The organism is Anoxybacillus sp. FSL W8-0104, from assembly GCF_038004465.1.
GTDB lineage: Bacteria > Bacillota > Bacilli > Bacillales > Anoxybacillaceae > Anoxybacillus > Anoxybacillus flavithermus_G.
This window is the reverse complement of the sequence record NZ_JBBOQU010000001.1, coordinates 633,267-650,951: the sequence shown is the minus strand read 5'-3', so window position 1 is coordinate 650,951 and position 17,685 is coordinate 633,267. Positions and strand designations below refer to the sequence as shown.

Below are 17,685 nucleotides of genomic sequence, written 5' to 3'. Positions count from 1 at the left end.
TTTACACCTCTTTCATGCGTTGAAACGCTTGAGTTAAATCGGCAATTAAATCGTCCGCATGTTCAATGCCGACCGAAAAACGTAACAAACGATTACACACCCCGTTTGCGATGCGAATATCCTCTGGAATATCCATATGCGTTTGCGTTGCGGGATACGTAATAAAACTTTCGACACCGCCTAAACTTTCCGCAAACGTAATCAGTTTTAAACTTTGTAAAAAGGTATTCACCCATTTTTCATCGCGCACGCGAAACGACAACATGCCGCCTCTCCCCGGATACAATACGTCCGTCACATCTTCATGTTCGACTAAAAATTTATATATCGCCTTTGCGTTTTGTTCGTGCTGGCGCATGCGCAGCGCAAGCGTCTTCATGCCGCGAATTAACAGCCATGAATCAAACGGTGATAACACCGCCCCGATCGCGTTATGATACATCGCGAGTTGCTCGCACAGCTCTTTTCCTTTGGCGACAATGAGCCCGGCTAGCACATCGTTATGTCCGCCTAAATATTTTGTCGCGCTATGAATGACGATATCAGCTCCTTTCGTTAATGGCTTTTGTAACACAGGGGTATAAAACGTATTATCGACGATAAGAAGAAGCCCATATTGCTTCGCGAACGTTGCCACCGCTTCAATATCCGCCTCTTGCATAAGTGGATTTGTCGGCGTTTCTAAAAAAATCGCTTTCGTTTTTTCAGTCACATGCGCCTTTACCGCATCGAGATCGCGAAAATCGACGTATGTAAACGACAAACCGTATTTCTTCCACCCTTTTTCAAATAGCCGATACGTTCCGCCATATAAGTCGGCGGAAACGAGAAAATGGTCGCCGCTTTCAAACAGCGCAAACACCGTTTGAATCGCTGCCATGCCTGAGCTACATGCAAACCCTTGATCCCCTTCTTCTAGCTGCGCGATCGCTTCTTCGACAATATGCCTTGTTGGGTTGCCGGTTCGAATGTAATCGTACCCTGTCGATTGTCCGATTCCTTCATGACGATACGCCGTTGAAAAATATACTGGCGGATTGACCGTCCCTGTCGCTGTCTCGCTTCGATTGCCAATTTGCGCTAACCGTGTTTCGATATGACTCATTCGCTCTCTCCCTTTCTAATCTAAAAAAATAAAAGCCTTCAAAGAAGAAGGCTTTTTTTGTCCGTAGACAATCGCTTCTTCTTATCTTCCGAATTGAACGCCAATTCGCTGGATTTAGCACCTGACCGTTTCCGGCTGGTTGCTGAAGCTTCATCGGGCCAGTCCCTCCGCTTCTCTCGATAAGAACGCAAAACAATATCGAATTTTCTGATTTTTAATTAATGTACATCATTTACAACAAAATTGCAACTGTTTTCTTCACTAAAAGTTGTGCTTGATTTTTTCGCAACATGCCCCCCTCGCGCTTGTAAGGAAAAATCAGTGAGTCAATGATTTTTGCAAATCCTTGTCTAGGAGAGCATATCGCTTGTCAAGCACATGTTGTGATGATGAACCCCTTTTTTATATAAAAAACAACAAATAAGTCTTATCTGATATAACGGAACGCATACCTCCTTATATAGGAATATGACAAACCTTATTTTTTACAATAATGTGAATTATATAGAATTTTTGACTATAAATCATGTAAAATATATCTTAAATTATAATTATTACAGAAGAAACAGAAAACGAAAAAGAGATTGTCGTTCAGTTCGATTTGTCTAATCAAGAAAAACACGAGATGAGTATCGTCAATGAATTTGGGAAAGAAATAACCTTTATCGTTGAGCCCTTTATTTTATCGGAAAGCATGAATTATGACAAAGTAACTAATTACTAAGGACGGAGAGCAATGGGATACTTTTCACTTGTAGCCATTATTATTTTTGCATTTTCACTATTTTTTCTTTTGAAATGTGCTTACCAGCTAAAAAAAAATAGCGATATACAAATTAAACAAAACGAACACATTATCCAATTACTAATAGAACAAAATCATAAAAAGAGATAATGTAATAATACATGTTCTCACCTCTTTTTCATGGTAACTATTCATCCCGATAGTAGTATGTAAAGAAGCGCAACACAAATAGGACATCCCCGTAATAGAAAATGCCCTAAGTGGTAGAAAGAACACGATCGAGCGTGTCACCCGTCAACAGAAGACATAACGAATCCCACACGTTTTTTTCGTGTTTCGTCAGTGTGGAAACGATGCTTCTTGCGATGCAAAACGACTGCGCGAATGTTTCTTCGCGAAACGTACCCGAAATGTTCTCTTTGACTTTAACCATGCGAAGATCGCGTTCGGCTTGGTTGTTGTCAAAGGGAACATGTACTTCACGTAAGAAACGCAACGCTTCTTCCTTTCGTTTCTGAAGCCGTCGAACAAAAGCGAGTGCTTTTTTCGGAAGAGGTGTCATCGTTTCCAATCGATGTTGTGCTCTTTCTAGGATGCGATCATACACTCGTTCCCACCGTCTCGCTTCTTCTTCGGAAAGTGCACCGTGATGGGCTTCGACGGCTTGCTTGGCGGCTAACAGAAACGTGGTCATGCGCATCGCCCACGTATGCCCTTGTTCGATGAATCCTTTTAACTCACGCAAATGGTGGGCATGACAAAGGGCATGGGTGGCATGTGTGTATTTCGGATACGTACCGAACCCATCGTGCATCATCGTCCCTTTGTATTGTGGAAGAATCCCGATCTCATCCGTTGCTTTCTTTCCACGAGAAGCGTGAGAAGCCAAGTATGTATATCTCGATGTACACGCGACATGCACCCATGCGAGTTTCCCATTGATGCGCAAACTCGTTTCATCGACATGCAGGATGTTGGATTCAAGTAAGGCGTCTTCGATGATGTCCATATTTGATTCCAGCGCTTCGCGTCCTCGTTTCACCATATTGGCAAGGGTTCCTGTACTAATCGAGTGTTGATATAACGCTTCGATTGTATCACTTAAACGCTTGTACGGGATCAATTGGATATGATGTAAATAAACAACGAGCGCAGTAAGGCGTGGACCGTATTGCACATGATTCGTGACATGGGATGGGAATTCGGCTTGTTGCACGCATCGACAATGCGGACACGATTTCACTTCACGTTCATGTTGTGTCACCTCGATCGCCACAGGAGGGACATCAAACACTTGACGGATATCGACTTTGAACGGTTTGACGTCACGCAAAGAAACCCCACATCCTTGACACGTATGCACACGGTGGACGACACGATGATGTGGATGTTCCACTTGACGGAGCGTCGTTCCTTGATGTCCTTCTTGTCCGCCTGGCTTGTTGCCAGATGGTTGACGAGAAGAACGTGTGTTGGCAAAACGGTCAGAAGATGGGGGCAAATGGCTATTGGAGCTGTTTTTTTTCGTGCGTGCTTCCAGCTCTTGAACGCGATACTTCAGTTGTTCATTTTCTTTGCGCAGCTGTTTGATTTCGTGACGCAAATGTTCATTTTCTTGAACGAGTTGATGAATGAGCTGTTTTTGTTGTTGAACTTTGCTGATTAAGCTTTCAACTGTAAATACAGCTTGTTGTACCGTCAACATGCGATTCACCTCCTTGTCTATCAATATTCACATCATAGACAAGGAAAGAAGAAAATATTCAGCTCACTTTATGATGTGGCTGAATAGTTACTTTTCATGATTAATCACATTCATCGTCATGTTATGCACAACTGCCCGACCATGTGCCTCGGATGCAAAAATCGACAAATCAGAAATATATATGGTACATTAAAAAAAGGAGTGAGATAATGAAAGCACCTGCTTTATTTCTTGCGCATGGATCACCGATGTTAGCGATTGAAGATAGCTCATATGCATCGTTTTTAACAACGCTCGGAAAACAGATGCATCCAAAAGCTATCGTCGTCTTCACTGCACATTGGACGACGCGTCAACCGACCGTTTCGTCGATTGACGGAACGTATGAGATGATTTATGACTTTTCCGGCTTCCCACGTCAACAACCCAATGACTAAGGTCATGGGCTTGTAAGCCCCATGTTGACCAGACCAAGGCTTGAAACAGAGCCTACGTTATAGATGTCATGACACGTTCGGGTGCTTCTCCAGCCCGTTCCTCTGTCGTGCAAGGTTAAACAAGCGTGGTGGGTAGCGCTAGTGTCTTGCACATAACAAGCATCTATAACATGGTCGAGGAGAATATGACCTGCTTTATGCAGAGGAAAGGGGAGAACCCTATGGTTTTTGTGTTAGACACAAACAAACGTCCGCTTGCTCCTTGTCACGAAGCAGTTGCAAGAAAGCTGTTGAAACAAGGGAAGGCGGCGATTTACAGGCGATTTCCATTTACCATCATCTTGAAAAAATCAGTAGACGAATCAGAAATTAAAGCAACATATCGGCTAAAAATCGACTATGGAAGCAGGCATACAGGATTAGCGATTTTGCGAGGACAAGAAGTGGTATGGTTAGGGCAACTTGACCATCGCACAGACATCAAGGAAAGAATAGATAAAAGGCGTGCTTTTCGTCGAGCAAGACGAAATCGAAAAACAAGATACAGAAAACCACGCTTTCTGAACCGCAAGCGAAAGGAGGGATGGTTGCCTCCATCACTAGAGAGTCGTGTGCAAAATATCCAAACATGGGTTAGCCGTCTAAAAAAGTTATGCCCCATTGGACATATATCATACGAAAATGCCAAATTCGACACGCAACTCATGCGAAATCCTGAAATCAATGGTGTAGAGTATCAACAAGGCACGCTACAAGGATATGAAGTACGGGAGTATTTGCTTGAAAAGTTTGGGCGGAAGTGTTGTTATTGCGGAAAAGAAAATGTTCCACTTGAAGTGGAGCATATCATTCCAAAATCGAGAGGTGGAACAGACCGAGTGGATAACCTATGTCTTGCCTGTCATGACTGTAATCAGCGCAAAGGAAGTAAGACAGCAGAAGAATTCGGGTATCCGCACATTCAAAAGCAAGTCAAAGAATCATTAAAGGATGCAAGTGCTATCAACTCGACAAGATGGAAAGCGTATGAAGTGTTAAAGCAGACAGGATTAGATGTCGAGTGTGGAACAGGTGCACGAACGAAAATGAATCGTATTCGTTTAGACTTGCCGAAAACACACTATTTTGACGCTTGTTGCGTGGGAGAAAGCACACCAAATCACTTATATTTCAAAACAAAAGAAGTGTTATTTATCAAGGCAAAAGGGCGTGGTAGTCGCTCTCGTACAAACCTAGATAGATATGGCTTCCCAAGAGGTTATCTTGCAAGACAAAAATTCTTCTTTGGTTTTCAAACAGGGGACATGGTTAAGGCTGTTGTCCCAAGAGGGAAATATCAAGGCGTTTGGTTTGGCGAAGTCGCATGTAGAAAGACTGGAAGTTTCGATATTAAAGGCAAGGACGGAAAGCGTATCGCACAAGGAATAAATTATAGATATGTCCAAGTCATTCAGCGATTTGACGGATATGCTTATGGAAAGGGGGTGGCGGAACTTGCGTAAGGTGCAATTCCTCGCCGTGCCTAAAGGCAGGGGCTTCCTTGCGTAAGTTTCGTGAAGATGTGTTTCACTATGAAGAAAAAGCCCCTTATGCGAAACAAGCTGTCCCAACACCAGAACATTTAGCACCGTACTGGATCGCCTACGGAGCAGGCGACCGCAAAGAAGCTCCACGCGTCTTATTTCGAGCATACGAGTACGGAAGCTTAAGTTTAATGGCTGTATCGTTTTAAAGGAGGGGTTCGGATGTGGCAGGAATTTAAAAAATTCGCAGTACGTGGCAACGTCATCGACTTAGCTGTCGGGGTCATTATCGGCGGGGCGTTCGGGAAAATCGTTTCTTCTCTTGTCAACGACATCATTATGCCGCTTGTTGGTCTCATTTTAGGCGGCATTGATTTTAGCGAGTTATCTTGGAAAGTCGGCGAAGCGGAAGTGAAATACGGGGCGTTTCTTCAAACCGTCGTTGACTTTTTAGTTATCGCCTTTTCGATTTTTCTATTTGTCAAACTTTTAAACAACTTGCATGAGCGAATCAAAAAACAAGAAGAAACGAAACAAACCGCACCAACGATGACAAAAGAACAACAACTACTCACAGAAATTCGCGATTTGTTAAAACAGCAAAAAGAAACACCGTAGCCCTCAAAGTTTGGGGGCTTCATTCGCATAATAAGCAAGCCGTTTATATTTCACATTTTCTCCGTAAAAAAAACCGTAAACCCATGCGGATTTACGGCTTTTTTTACGCATTCAACGCAGCTTCTTCCTCGTCGCGCAAGTTGTGCGCAAGGCGACCAGAGGCGCTTGCGGCAACGCTTGCGACTAAATCGTCTAAAAACGTATGCACGCCTTTGCCACGTTTCGTATCAAGCTGCTTAATGATCCCGACTTTATTTTTATCGAGATGACCAAACGTTGTCACCGCGATGCTTCCGTATCCGAGCACTGCGCCGAGCGCCAACGTTTCATCGACGCCAAACAGTCCTTCGTCCGTTTCAACAATCGTCTGAAGCGGTTCGGACAGCATGCCTTGCTCTGCGAGTTTATCAAGCTCGATGCCAACTAAAATCGCATGTTGCACCTCGCGTTTTTGTAGCACTTTTTCGACGCTTTCGATACATTCTGCCATCGTTAGCTCTTTGTTGTAAGGACTTTGCATTTCATATACAATCTCAGCAATGGCTGGAATCGTTACCCCACGTTCTGTTAATAACTGCAACGTTTTTTCATACACTTCTTTACTTGATATACGCTTCATGTTTTATTCCCCCTCTCGTTCTCCCATTATATCACGCAACGACAAAAAATGCCGAAATGTAGTACGATAAAAAAGAACAACGTCGTAAAAGGATGGGAGAACATGCAAGAGTTAAAAAAAGTTATTGAAATGGAACAGTATTTTCCGAAAATTTGTTATAATATATAAATATAATGACGAAAGGAGGAAATCGCATGAAATGTGGCATCGCGATTTTTCCATCAAAAAAAATTCAAGATTTTGCAAATTCGTATCGTAAACGGTACGACCCTCACTACGCCTTAATCCCACCGCATATCACGTTAAAGTATGCGTTTGAGGTGGAAGAGGACAAGCTCAATGAGCTCGTTCAACAACTTCGCAACGTCGCGCGCGAAACAGAGCCATTCACGTTGCGCGTCACGAAATTTAGTTCGTTTTATCCAGTCAACAATGTCATTTATTTAAAAGTGGAAAAAACAGAGCCGCTCATCAAACTACATGAAAAATTACATCGTCCACCGTTTATCGAACAAACGGACTATGCGTTCGTACCGCACATTACGATCGCATGCGATTTATCAAACGACGAATATTCCGACGTATTCGGACGCTTTAACATGCAGTCCGTCCATTTTGAAGAACAAGTCGACCGCTTCCATCTGTTATATCAGCTTGACAACGGATCCTGGTCGACATACGAAACATTTCATCTCGGAAAGGAATAATCATATGTACGTCAAATACGGACAAGATGAAGCGCTTTGGCGCGACGCCCTTTTCGTTCGCCGCGCCGTCTTTATTGACGAACAAGGGGTATCGGAAGAGGAAGAAATTGACGCATTTGAACAAACGTCCATTCATTTCGTACTATACGACGATGACAAACCGATTGCGGCAGGACGCTTCCGAACGATTGACGACGTCGGTAAAATTGAACGCATTTGCGTCCTCTCTGCTTATCGCGGACGCGGCCTTGGCAAGCGCATCATGAAAGCAATCGAACAATACGCAAAACAACATGTCACAAAAGTAAAATTAAACGCCCAAACACGCGCCGAACCGTTTTACAAACAACTCGGCTATGAAACCGTATCAGGCGTCTTCCTTGACGCTGGCATTCCACATGTGACAATGGTCAAAGCAATCAACATGCGATCATAACGGTCGCATGTTTTCTTTTTCCCTTGGCATACTAACAAAAAAAAGCGACAGAAGAAAGGATATCGTGATGAACGAATTTGGACAAATTGCGGTCGAACTCATTGTCGGTTATATCACCTTGTTTATTATGGCGAAAATACTCGGACGGACACAAATTACGCAAATTACACCATTTGACTTCATTTCCGCCCTCGTTCTCGGAGAGCTTGTCGGAAATGGACTATACGATGTAAATGTCGGACTTGCGCAAGTATTGTTCGCAATCGCTCTTTGGGGACTTTTAATTTACGCAACTGAAATGATTACGCAAAAGAAAAAAGAGCTGAGGGAACTGCTAGAAGGAAAACCGGTGATCGTCATTTCAAAAGGAAAAATTTTATATGACGCATTGAAAAAAACGAAGCTTGATTTAAACCAACTGCAACATTTACTTCGCTCTCGCAACGTCTTTTCCATTCGCGAAGTCGAATACGCCATTTTAGAAACAGACGGAACCGTAAGCGTCATGAAAAAAGCCCCATACGAACAACCGACGCGCCAAGACCATAACATATCTGCATCTGAAGCGGTATTGCCTGTGACGGTCATTATCGACGGGGAAGTCATTTGGGACAATTTACGTGAAAACGGCTGGGACGAACAATGGCTGAAAAAACATATGCGCCATGCGGGCTTTGAAAACTATAGCGACATTTTATACGCCGAATGGCAAGACGGCAAAGGCATGCACGTACAATCATACTAACGCTTTTTTAAAGAACGATCTTGAGGTCGTTTTTTCTTTTCAGGGGGGTTTTCTTTTTTTCATTCGTTGTGCGTTGTACGCTTGTTGCACGCGGAACGGTGAATGGATTCGAACGAATTGGCGGGATATGCACGTTCATCGCCTCCTTTATCATACTATTCGCCAACCAACAAAAAACTCCTTTTCTCTTATTGTATGTTTTGTTAACATAGACGTTGACGTTACACAAAGGAGTTCAAGCGATGAATAAGGCGCAATATAACGGCAAGTTGTTTGACATTCATACGTTACCAAGGGAAAAATATGAGCTCGTGTATGAACAAAGTTTACGCAACAAATGGACGTGCCCGATGTGCGGTGGAATCGTTCGTTTGCATTTAGCGATTGAACATGCCCCGCACTTTTATCATGTTTCGAATCCGTGCATAAAAGAAGAACGACAACGAGGAAACGCGGTTGCTATTCGACCGCACCAACCGTTTCAAGCGAAAGAAAAAAAACAGACGATCGTATGCGGTATCCCACTCGATACAGAGCAATACGAAGCCGTTCAACACGTGGAGGGTCCACTTCTTGTGCTTGCAGGGGCTGGGAGTGGAAAAACACGCACGTTAACGACGCGCGCTGCCGCCATGATCGCACATCATCGCATTCAATCGAAAAACATGATGATCGTCACCTTTACGACAAAAGCGGCAAAAGAGCTAGCGGAACGACTGTATGCATACAACCTTGATGTCCTGCCGACAATCGGCACATTTCATAGCTTATTTTATCGCATGTTGCAACATGCCGATCCGTTCCGTTGGCGACACGAACGGCTCATTCGCGACTGGCAAAAAGAAAAGATGATGAAAGAAATCGGCCGCGACATCGGCATCGATGAACGTGATTTTCCGTACGACGAAGCGATGCAGCGCATATCGTATTGGAAAAATACGCTGACGCCCCTTCACACCATCACCATTGAAAACGAATGGGACGAGCGCGTTGTGCAATTGTACAAACAATATGAAGCGAAAAAACAACAGCTCGAATTGTTTGATTTTGATGATATGTTATACGCGTGCTATGACATGTTGCGGACGGACGAAAGACGATTGCGACAATATCACGAACGGTTTCATTACTTTTTAATCGACGAATTTCAAGACATTAACAGCGTGCAATATGAAACGATGAAGTTGCTTGCGTCACATACGCACCATATATGCGCCGTCGGCGATGACGATCAAGCGATTTATGCGTTTCGCGGCTCTGATTCATCGTTTATTCAGCAATTCCAACAAGATTTTCCACATACAAAAATCGTAAAGTTAACGGAAAATTATCGTTCGCCACATCCGATCGTATCGCTTGCCAACAGCATTATTTCTAAAAGTCGCACGCGCATTCCGAAACAAATGAACGCCCAAACGGATAGCGCACATATGCCGATATGTTTCTTTCCGTACGATGAAGAAGAAGAAGCGACGATGATTGCCTGCGACATACAAGAGCGAATGAAACAAGGTGCGAAACCGAGCGATATCGCCATTTTATGCCGAACGAACGCCGCGTCGCGCGCCGTCTTTGAACGGCTTTCACAACTTCACATCCCCGTCACGACAGACGGCGATTCGTTTTACAACCGTCGCATCGTGCGCTATTTGTTAAGCTTTTTTCAACTTGCGCTCGATCCAAACGACGAACAAGCAATGACCGACGTCGCCACCGTTTTGTTTTTAAAACAAACGATTATGAACGACTTAAAGGCGAACGCCATTTTACAAGACTGTTCGCTCGTGGAGGCGCTCGCTAAACTCGATCGTATCGCACCGTTTCAACAACAAAAATTGCGCACGATCGCCCCGCTGTTTGCGAAAGTGAAAGACATGAAACCGATGGACGCCATTGATTTCATTGAAAAAGAAATGGGCTTTGGCGACTTTTTAAAAAAGCGCGGCAACGAAGGAAATGCGATCGAAAAAGGATCAGATGATGTGCGTGATGTCAAAGTCGTCGTGCGGAAATTTAAAACGATTCAAGCGTTTCTATCTCACGTCAAACGCGTTCAAGCATACGCCAGCACAACGTGCGATGACGGCATTCAACTCATGACGATTCACCGTTCGAAAGGGTTAGAGTTTCCGATCGTCTATATCATCGGGGCAGTCGACGGACTATTGCCGCATGACTATGCGCTTGAAGCATACCGAAACGGCGATGTCGCACCGCTTGAAGAAGAGCGCCGCCTTCTTTACGTCGCCGTCACGCGCGCCAAAGAGCGTCTCTTTATTTCCGTCCCGTCGATGCGCCGATTAAAAAAAGCAAACGCCTCGCGCTTGCTTCCTTCTCTCAAAGCAAAAGCGAAAAGCCCCGTCTAAGACTTTTCGCTTTTGCGTTATTTTTTATTTAACATGTTCGCGATCGTATTGAAGTCCATTTGTTTTCCGTTGTTGATAATCGATTGAACAATTCTATCTTCCAATTCTTTCGGCACGTTGCGATTCGCGATTTGCGCCACGCGCTTCACGATATCGCGCACCGTTTTTTCATCTTTAAAGTTCGCATGTTGCAACGAATTGGCGAGCGCAAAAATGTCTTGCATATTCACACCCGTTTTCTTTTCAATGTTTTTAAAAAAATGTTGATCCATCTTCGCTACCTCCTTCACTTTTCTTTTTCAGCATATGAAAAAACAAAAAAAAACGTTCCAAAGGTATGCCCTTTGGAACGTCTCTTCTTAGTGAACGAACGCTGCACCAACGATAATCAACAAGATGAACAACACAACGATCAACACGAATGTTGAACCGTATCCGCCGCCGTATCCGCCGCCGTAGCCACCGTAACCATATCCGCAATATCCGAAGCCCATGAAACTCCACCTCCTTGAACGTTGTCGCTTACATCATATGCATACAAATGAATTTGGTATGGGCGCTCCTATAAAAATTCCCCTCCTTGCCGAAACATCCGCGCGAACTGCTTTTCTTTTTTCGCAAAAAACGCTTCGGCATCGCTCATATTTGCTTCAAATTGTTGCAATAGCTTACCGTTTATGTTTTCAAGTTTGCTTAGCGTTGCTTCGACTTCTTTCCCCCATGTGTCAAACTCCTTCATGAACGCATCGTGCTTTTGATGTTTGGCGCGCGTATACGATTGCAGTTCTTTTTCCAATCGATCCATCGTTTTTCCCCCCTTGCTTTTTCATACGTAAAAAACGAAAACATGTGCTAAAATAAAAGACGAAATCAAAAGAAAGGACGTGTCATATGGAACGGCTACAAGACGCACAACAATTTGAACAAGCAATCGCATCGGCTACACCTGTTGTCGTGAAATTTTTTACAACATGGTGCCCAGATTGCGTACGAATGGATCAATTTATCGGCGAAGTGATCGCTAGTTATCCACAATTTAAGTGGTATGACATCAATCGCGACGATGTGCCAGACATTGCGGAAACATACAACGTCATGGGCATTCCGAGCTTACTTGTATTCCAAAACGGCGAAAAAATCGCCCACTTGCATAGCGCCAATGCAAAAACACGCGAACAAGTCGAGGAGTTTCTGCAAACAATTAAAGGCTGACAAATGATGTCAGCCCTTCTTTATCGAATCTCCACTTTTCCTGTATATTTTATTCTTTCTAATACAGCAAACAACCGTGAATAACAGTCTTGAATCGTTTTTTCATTTTTGATGTTGTTGTATAGCCCAAAACCAACATACGTATCTTTGTAAAATCCAACAAGATAATCGCCCGATTTCATATCATGCGCATGCTCATAGCTGAGATTGCCATCCACAAACGCTAAATATACTTTTTGGGAATCAACAAAAACAAACGGAACAGAAGATTGTAAATAAATATCGGCATACGGTTTTTCAGCTGCCTCTTTCAAATGTTCCTTCATTTTTTGATAAAATTTTTTGGTTCATTATCACAACATGTACTTGACAAATGATGCTCTCTCCTGAACAAGAATGTGAAAACATCATTCATTTGCTTATTCTTTCGTATAAATGTCAGTACAACATGTTATAAAAAATGGTGTACAACTTTTATTTTTACTAAGCTGTTTTACTAAGATATATCCAATAAACAAGTCCAACAAAAATGTTCAATGACATTAAAGTAGTGATGCTAACTCTAAGCAAAGTATAATCTATAGTTTTCCACCCTGTCACAATTATAATTAAAGATAGTCCGATCAGCAGGAAAGTAAACAGAAAACTAAACAATTTATAAACCATATATTGTGTTCTTTCATCGTTACCTTCTCGCTTAATCAAAAAAATTAAAACTAAAAAAGCAGCCAGTGCTAATACTGCTAAAATATTAGTAAAATGAACGAAAGTACCCATTATTATCAAACCTCCTCATTTTTTTTAAACTGGAATACATCATTAATGTCCACTCCAAAAGCATTTGCAATTTCAAACGCTAATACTAACGAGGGTGTGTAGTTTCCCTTTTCAATTGAAATAATCGTTTGTCTACTAACCCCTACTTTTTCAGCTAAATCTTTTTGTGTCATTTTCCGTTCGGCTCTTAAAACGTTGATTCGATTGGATAAAGAGCCGTTGTTCTTTGTCATTTATCACACCTCCATTATGCAAAGATTTCTATATACACATAGTAAAGTATTTTTTACAAAATGTAAAGTTTATTTTACATAAAAACGTTACGTTTTTCACCTAGAACTCGTATACTATCCGAAAATAACTTGGCAAAATGAAATGTTCGCATGTGTCAACGTTAAATCGCTTAACCACTACATGCGACAATGACCCATCGTCCACTTTGCTTTCTATATGTAAGCTGAACCATTTCCCCTTAGAAAAACAAAAATACCGCCCCTATGCCTATTCGCATAAGAGCGGTGTTTATCTTTCACATAAGAAACGGCTTCAATTTTTGAATAAGCTGCTGCATTTGTTTTGCTTGTTGTTCATACATTTGTTTCGCTTCTGCATCGTTCGTTTGTAAAGAGAACAGCTCGAAATCGGCTTCTGCTTTTTTCATCGAGGCAAGCAATAGTTGTTTTTGTTGCGGTGCTGGTACTTGAATGCGGTCGTCATATAAATCGACGGTCAGCTGGCCGTACGAATCGACTTGCGCTAAAAAGACGTTTTCGATAGCGACGCCCATTTGATCGAGTTGTTGCTTCAACCAGCCGCGGCTTAAACGGGCGGTCGCAAGCGGTTCGTCTAAAATTTTGCCGTCCATAATGACCGTTTGGGGTTCTTTTTCTTCTGGCGCATACGGTTTGATGTCTCCGAGCGTCAACGGCTGTTTGTCGCGTTTTAATAAAATATTTAAATCACCGTTCGCTTCAAGCGTCGCAAATTCCACATCGGCGACGCGGAACACATCTTTTTTCCGCAGCTGTTCAAGCAATTCGTCCGCCGTATATTTCTCTTTTTTCAAATTATCTTCTAAGATTTTTCCGTTTTTAATAAATACGGTTGACTTTCCTGCGACAAAATCACGAAATTTTTTGCTTCGTAACGAAATGATCGAGATGGCGACGGGGAAAAGCGTCCAAATTAAAATGCTCGTAATCCCTTCCGTTAATCGAATATCTAAATCCATTGACATCGTGCCAGCAATATCCCCGATCGTAATGCCGGCGATATATTCGAAAAACGACAGCTTTGACAACTGTTTTTTTCCTAACAATTTCGTAACGATGAACAGTCCGATTAAAATGCAAATGGAGCGAATCGCAACTTCTAACCATGCTGGCATATTTACATCCCCTTGTATTGCGGCTCCTCGCGTTCAAGCGTCGATATTCGACCTTTCAGCGCCGCAATCATTTGTTCCGTCTGTAACATCGCTTCATGAAACGCCCGTTGCGCTTCCTCGTTTGTCGAAGTGAGCGCCAACTGTTGCAACGTCGCATGAATCGCTTTCATATTCGCTAAACTTTGCTTTACTTGTGAACCAATGGTCATCTTCCTCTATCCTTTCGGTTTAAATAATAATGCTCCGATAAAGCCGAATACAATGGCTGCCGAAATGCCGGCGCTCGTCACTTCAAACATGCCCGTCAACACCCCGACGATGCCATGCTTTTCCGCTTCTTGCATCGCTCCGTGCACGAGCGCATTACCGAAACTTGTAATTGGAATAGTCGCACCCGCTCCAGCAAAATCAATAAGCGGCTCGTATAAGCCGAAGCCGTCTAAAATCGCTCCGACGACAACGAGCGTGCTTAACGTATGGGCTGGGGTAAGTTTGAATACATCAAACATCAACTGCCCGATGACACAAATGAGCCCTCCGACGACAAACGCCCAAAAAAACATCGCTATCATGAATGATCGCCTCCATATTCAATCGCCACTGCATGAGCAATACAAGGAATCGTTTCCCCTTGTTGAAACGTCAGCGGCGACAAAAGTGCGCCCGTCGCGACGACGAGCATGCGCTTTATCTCTCCTCGCTTCATACGATTCAACAAATGACCGTACACGACCGTCGCAGAACATCCCGCCCCACTTCCACCTGACAACACCGGCTGCCCTTCGCGATAAATGATTAACCCGCAATCTTGATATCGCTCCTCCTCTAGCTCCATTCCGTTTTTCCGCAATAAATCGAGCGAGACGGTGCGGCCAATTTTTCCTAAATCACCTGTGACAATTAAGTCATAATACGACGCATCGACTTGCATATCGCGCAAATGCGCCTCAATTGTATCAACAGCCGCTGGCGCCATCGCTCCCCCCATATTAAACGGATCGGTCAATCCCATATCGACGACGCGCCCGATCGTTGCGGACGTAATGCGCGGACCGTCTCCTTCGCCCCCGACGAGCGCCACGCCTGCCCCGGTCACCGTCCATTGTGCCGTCGGCGGCTTTTGTCCCCCGTATTCCGTCGGATAGCGAAACTGCTTTTCGACCGCTGTATTATGGCTTGCCGCTCCTGTTAATATGTACTTTGCGCCGCCGTAATTGACGATAAACGCGCTTAGTGCGAGCGCCTCCATCGACGTTGAACATGCGCCAAATACACCGAGATACGGCGTGCTAAGCGTGCGCGCCGCAAAACTTGACGGCGTCATTTGATTAATTAAATCGCCACAAATAATAAACTGCACTTGTTCCTTTTCGATGCGCGCTTTTTTCATCGCTTGAAAAAACGCTTCTTCAATCAACACTTTATGCGCTTTTTCGTACGAATCTTCCCCGAGCCAAAGGTCTTCGTGAAGCAAATCAAAATCATCGGCAATCTTTCCGTTCGCTTCAAACGGTCCGCCAACCGTTGCGGTGGAGACGATGACCGGACGGTTTTCAAACACCCACGTACGATGCCCTTTCATCATCCGAGACCACCCCATCTCACCGCAATCGTTTTAATGAGCGCAACGACAAAGGCAGAAAACGTGCCAAATAAAATGACAGAGCCCGCTAATTTAAACATATTTCCACCGACACCGAGCACAAACCCTTCCGTCCGATGCTCAATCGCAGGCGAAATGACGGCATTTCCAAATCCGGTGACAGGCACCGCACTTCCTGCCCCGGCAAACTGCGCCAATCGGTCATATACGCCAAACCCCGTTAATAACATCGCGATAAACACCATCGTCGCCACCGTCGGATTGCCGACTGTTTTTTCTGTAAAGTCGAAAAAGTACATGTAAAAATAAGAAATGGCTTGGCCAATCGCACAAATCAAACCGCCAACAAGAAAGGCACGCACGCAATTTTTTAACACCGGTCGCTTCGTTTCACGCGCTTGTTCAAACTGATGATATTCTTGTTGAACGGGTGTTGAATTTTTTCGTTTTTCGTTTGCCATCATCTCACCTCGCTACGTTTGTTCTTCGCTTAATTTCTGAATGGTCATCATTTTTTTTTCAATCTCTTTTTCACTCATATGCTTCGTTTCGAGTTTTTCTTTTAACGCTTTCGTTTCCCAAAAAATTTTTAAATCGCGTGAAGCGATCACTTGTTTATCGAACGTATCGTTTAACATGCGCTCTATATCTTTTTCAATATCTTTCATACGAAATCGTTGCATATGCTTCACTTGATACGCAACAAGCAGTCGTCCGTTCGCTTCGACCGCCACCGCATCTTTCACATCGCGTCGTGCTTTTAACATATCGACCGCTTTTTTTGCGTGCCATTGGTCGCTTCGACTTGCGCTCCCGTCATGGCTTACGTTCGTGATGTTTTCGTTTTGCAGCGACTGTTTTTGTTCTTTTGGCTCATGTGCACAACCTATGATGAAAAAAAAGAGGATCATTACGAGCAATTGTCTCATCGCATTCACCTTTCTGTTCATGTAATGAGAGGGCGCCCACGATTGGACACCCGACTCACTTACTTCATGTGACGAGAGGGCGCCCACGATTGGACACCCGACTCACTCACTGTTTGTATTGTGGCTCTTCTTGTTCAATTTCTTGCAGGCGCGGGGACAACATATCAACGATCGCTTGCGTTTGTTGAGCCGCTTGTTGATACAATTGTTTCGCTTGTTGGTTTTCTGTTTGCAGGGCAAACGTTTCAAAACTTGCTTGCGCCGATTTTAATCCAGCTAACGTTTGTTTCACAGAACTTGCAACAGTCATATTGAAAAACCTCCTTTTTCTTTTTCATCCCATAGTGTGCACACATCTCGTAAAGTTATACAAAAAAAATAGCCCCCGAAGGAGCTAACATTTATCGCGAAATCCGTTTCCGAGCGACGGGTTATTGATGATTCCAGCCATGACTAAAATACTTAAAAAGGCGTTCCATAATTGCTCATATTTTCCTAAATCAATATCGACTCCAAACGTTTGCAAAAAAGCGGTATAAAAGCGCCGATCGCGAGCCATAGCCCGTAATTTTTAAAACGCTCCATCTTCTTCTCACCCCGTGCTTATTGTTTTTTTATTTTTTTTCCACATCCGCAGCCACCCGTTTTTTTGACAGGTGCTGGGGAAGACGTATATACTTTTGCCGACTGTGTTCCGTAAAGCGCCATCGTCTTTTTCTTTTCCATTTTGTAACCCTCCACACATGTAAGATACAATAACATATGAAAAAG

24 protein-coding genes, 3 pseudogenes and 1 riboswitch are annotated in these 17,685 nt (G+C 43.5%); of the genes and pseudogenes, 9 read left to right on the top strand and 18 right to left on the bottom strand.

Annotated elements, in window-relative coordinates; genetic code table 11:
- Position 1: 1 nt before the first annotated feature.
- Positions 2-1,105 carry a methionine biosynthesis PLP-dependent protein gene (locus NST18_RS03565; protein ID WP_340721222.1) on the bottom strand — a complete coding sequence of 368 codons (1,104 nt, stop codon included), beginning with the start codon at positions 1,103-1,105 and terminating at the stop codon, positions 2-4.
- Between the two features lie 78 nt (positions 1,106-1,183).
- Positions 1,184-1,291, bottom strand: a riboswitch (SAM riboswitch).
- An 815-nt stretch (positions 1,292-2,106) separates the two neighbouring features.
- On the bottom strand, positions 2,107-3,555 hold the full coding sequence (tnpC, locus tag NST18_RS03560; RefSeq protein WP_340721183.1) for an IS66 family transposase: 1,449 nt from the start codon (positions 3,553-3,555) through the stop codon (positions 2,107-2,109).
- A gap of 209 nt (positions 3,556-3,764) precedes the next feature.
- Here tnpC and NST18_RS03555 point away from each other — a divergent pair.
- The 4 genes and pseudogenes from NST18_RS03555 to mscL form a co-directional block, all read left to right on the top strand.
- A pseudogene (locus NST18_RS03555) lies at positions 3,765-3,977 on the top strand (extradiol ring-cleavage dioxygenase); the annotation flags it as partial.
- A gap of 236 nt (positions 3,978-4,213) precedes the next feature.
- Complete coding sequence (gene iscB, locus NST18_RS03550) at positions 4,214-5,494, top strand: RNA-guided endonuclease IscB (protein WP_340720851.1); 1,281 nt, start codon at positions 4,214-4,216, stop codon at positions 5,492-5,494.
- Between the two features lie 53 nt (positions 5,495-5,547).
- Positions 5,548-5,724 (top strand): annotated as a pseudogene (locus NST18_RS03545) (dioxygenase); the annotation flags it as partial.
- Positions 5,725-5,737: 13 nt separating this feature from the next.
- Positions 5,738-6,133 carry a large conductance mechanosensitive channel protein MscL gene (gene mscL, locus NST18_RS03540; protein ID WP_004891700.1) on the top strand — a complete coding sequence of 132 codons (396 nt, stop codon included), beginning with the start codon at positions 5,738-5,740 and terminating at the stop codon, positions 6,131-6,133.
- A 103-nt stretch (positions 6,134-6,236) separates the two neighbouring features.
- Here the strand turns inward: mscL and NST18_RS03535 are convergent, their stop codons facing one another.
- Complete coding sequence (locus NST18_RS03535) at positions 6,237-6,752, bottom strand: phosphatidylglycerophosphatase A family protein (RefSeq protein WP_064221123.1); 516 nt, start codon at positions 6,750-6,752, stop codon at positions 6,237-6,239.
- A 194-nt stretch (positions 6,753-6,946) separates the two neighbouring features.
- Here NST18_RS03535 and NST18_RS03530 point away from each other — a divergent pair, with 194 nt between their 5' ends.
- The 4 genes from NST18_RS03530 to NST18_RS03515 all read left to right on the top strand — a co-directional run bounded on the left by NST18_RS03530 (position 6,947) and on the right by NST18_RS03515 (position 11,006).
- The gene (locus tag NST18_RS03530) at positions 6,947-7,459 is read left to right on the top strand and encodes a YjcG family protein (RefSeq protein ID WP_128356787.1); all 513 of its coding nucleotides are present in this window, start codon (positions 6,947-6,949) and stop codon (positions 7,457-7,459) included.
- A gap of 4 nt (positions 7,460-7,463) precedes the next feature.
- Entirely contained in the window at positions 7,464-7,895 is a 432-nt protein-coding gene (locus NST18_RS03525; RefSeq protein ID WP_340721220.1) for a GNAT family N-acetyltransferase, read from the top strand.
- A gap of 67 nt (positions 7,896-7,962) precedes the next feature.
- On the top strand, positions 7,963-8,640 hold the full coding sequence (locus tag NST18_RS03520; RefSeq protein WP_064214214.1) for a DUF421 domain-containing protein: 678 nt from the start codon (positions 7,963-7,965) through the stop codon (positions 8,638-8,640).
- 242 nt (positions 8,641-8,882) lie between these two features.
- Positions 8,883-11,006, top strand: coding sequence for an ATP-dependent helicase (locus tag NST18_RS03515; protein WP_340721219.1), 2,124 nt, complete (start codon positions 8,883-8,885; stop codon positions 11,004-11,006).
- Positions 11,007-11,023: 17 nt separating this feature from the next.
- On the opposite strand, the gene NST18_RS03510 is transcribed toward NST18_RS03515, so the two are convergent.
- The 3 genes from NST18_RS03510 to NST18_RS03500 form a co-directional block, all read right to left on the bottom strand.
- Positions 11,024-11,278: a stage VI sporulation protein F gene (locus tag NST18_RS03510; protein WP_064214213.1), complete on the bottom strand. Its 255-nt coding sequence runs from the start codon at positions 11,276-11,278 to the stop codon at positions 11,024-11,026.
- An 87-nt stretch (positions 11,279-11,365) separates the two neighbouring features.
- On the bottom strand, positions 11,366-11,500 hold the full coding sequence (locus NST18_RS03505; RefSeq protein ID WP_004891713.1) for a YjcZ family sporulation protein: 135 nt from the start codon (positions 11,498-11,500) through the stop codon (positions 11,366-11,368).
- A 68-nt stretch (positions 11,501-11,568) separates the two neighbouring features.
- On the bottom strand, positions 11,569-11,811 hold the full coding sequence (locus tag NST18_RS03500) for a hypothetical protein (RefSeq protein ID WP_004891715.1): 243 nt from the start codon (positions 11,809-11,811) through the stop codon (positions 11,569-11,571).
- Positions 11,812-11,897: 86 nt separating this feature from the next.
- Here NST18_RS03500 and NST18_RS03495 point away from each other — a divergent pair, with 86 nt between their 5' ends.
- Positions 11,898-12,218, top strand: a complete 321-nt coding sequence (locus tag NST18_RS03495) for a thioredoxin family protein (RefSeq protein WP_088223443.1) — start codon at positions 11,898-11,900, stop codon at positions 12,216-12,218.
- A gap of 20 nt (positions 12,219-12,238) precedes the next feature.
- Here NST18_RS03495 and NST18_RS03490 read toward each other — a convergent pair whose 3' ends face one another.
- The 12 genes and pseudogenes from NST18_RS03490 to NST18_RS03435 form a co-directional block, all read right to left on the bottom strand.
- On the bottom strand, positions 12,239-12,544 hold the full coding sequence (locus NST18_RS03490; protein WP_088223444.1) for a hypothetical protein: 306 nt from the start codon (positions 12,542-12,544) through the stop codon (positions 12,239-12,241).
- Positions 12,545-12,701: 157 nt separating this feature from the next.
- Positions 12,702-12,995: a hypothetical protein gene (locus tag NST18_RS03485; RefSeq protein ID WP_019418192.1), complete on the bottom strand. Its 294-nt coding sequence runs from the start codon at positions 12,993-12,995 to the stop codon at positions 12,702-12,704.
- A gap of 5 nt (positions 12,996-13,000) precedes the next feature.
- The gene (locus NST18_RS03480; RefSeq protein ID WP_019418193.1) at positions 13,001-13,228 is read right to left on the bottom strand and encodes a helix-turn-helix transcriptional regulator; all 228 of its coding nucleotides are present in this window, start codon (positions 13,226-13,228) and stop codon (positions 13,001-13,003) included.
- Between the two features lie 296 nt (positions 13,229-13,524).
- The gene (locus tag NST18_RS03475; RefSeq protein WP_340721218.1) at positions 13,525-14,382 is read right to left on the bottom strand and encodes a DUF421 domain-containing protein; all 858 of its coding nucleotides are present in this window, start codon (positions 14,380-14,382) and stop codon (positions 13,525-13,527) included.
- 2 nt (positions 14,383-14,384) lie between these two features.
- Positions 14,385-14,591, bottom strand: coding sequence for a DUF1657 domain-containing protein (locus NST18_RS03470; RefSeq protein ID WP_004891728.1), 207 nt, complete (start codon positions 14,589-14,591; stop codon positions 14,385-14,387).
- A gap of 6 nt (positions 14,592-14,597) precedes the next feature.
- On the bottom strand, positions 14,598-14,954 hold the full coding sequence (spoVAE, locus tag NST18_RS03465; protein WP_004891731.1) for a stage V sporulation protein AE: 357 nt from the start codon (positions 14,952-14,954) through the stop codon (positions 14,598-14,600).
- The gene (gene spoVAD / locus NST18_RS03460; protein WP_064214212.1) at positions 14,951-15,967 is read right to left on the bottom strand and encodes a stage V sporulation protein AD; all 1,017 of its coding nucleotides are present in this window, start codon (positions 15,965-15,967) and stop codon (positions 14,951-14,953) included. The genes spoVAE and spoVAD overlap by 4 nt, the downstream gene beginning before the upstream one ends.
- Entirely contained in the window at positions 15,964-16,446 is a 483-nt protein-coding gene (gene spoVAC / locus NST18_RS03455; RefSeq protein WP_064214211.1) for a stage V sporulation protein AC, read from the bottom strand. The genes spoVAD and spoVAC overlap by 4 nt, the downstream gene beginning before the upstream one ends.
- Before the next feature lie 12 nt (positions 16,447-16,458).
- Entirely contained in the window at positions 16,459-16,914 is a 456-nt protein-coding gene (locus tag NST18_RS03450) for a YhcN/YlaJ family sporulation lipoprotein (protein ID WP_064214210.1), read from the bottom strand.
- Positions 16,915-17,020: 106 nt separating this feature from the next.
- On the bottom strand, positions 17,021-17,224 hold the full coding sequence (locus NST18_RS03445) for a DUF1657 domain-containing protein (protein WP_064214209.1): 204 nt from the start codon (positions 17,222-17,224) through the stop codon (positions 17,021-17,023).
- Between the two features lie 84 nt (positions 17,225-17,308).
- Positions 17,309-17,499 (bottom strand): annotated as a pseudogene (locus NST18_RS03440) (holin).
- 18 nt (positions 17,500-17,517) lie between these two features.
- Positions 17,518-17,640 (bottom strand): hypothetical protein, encoded by a 123-nt coding sequence (locus NST18_RS03435; RefSeq protein WP_269194780.1) that lies wholly within the window; start codon positions 17,638-17,640, stop codon positions 17,518-17,520.
- Positions 17,641-17,685 lie beyond the last annotated feature (45 nt).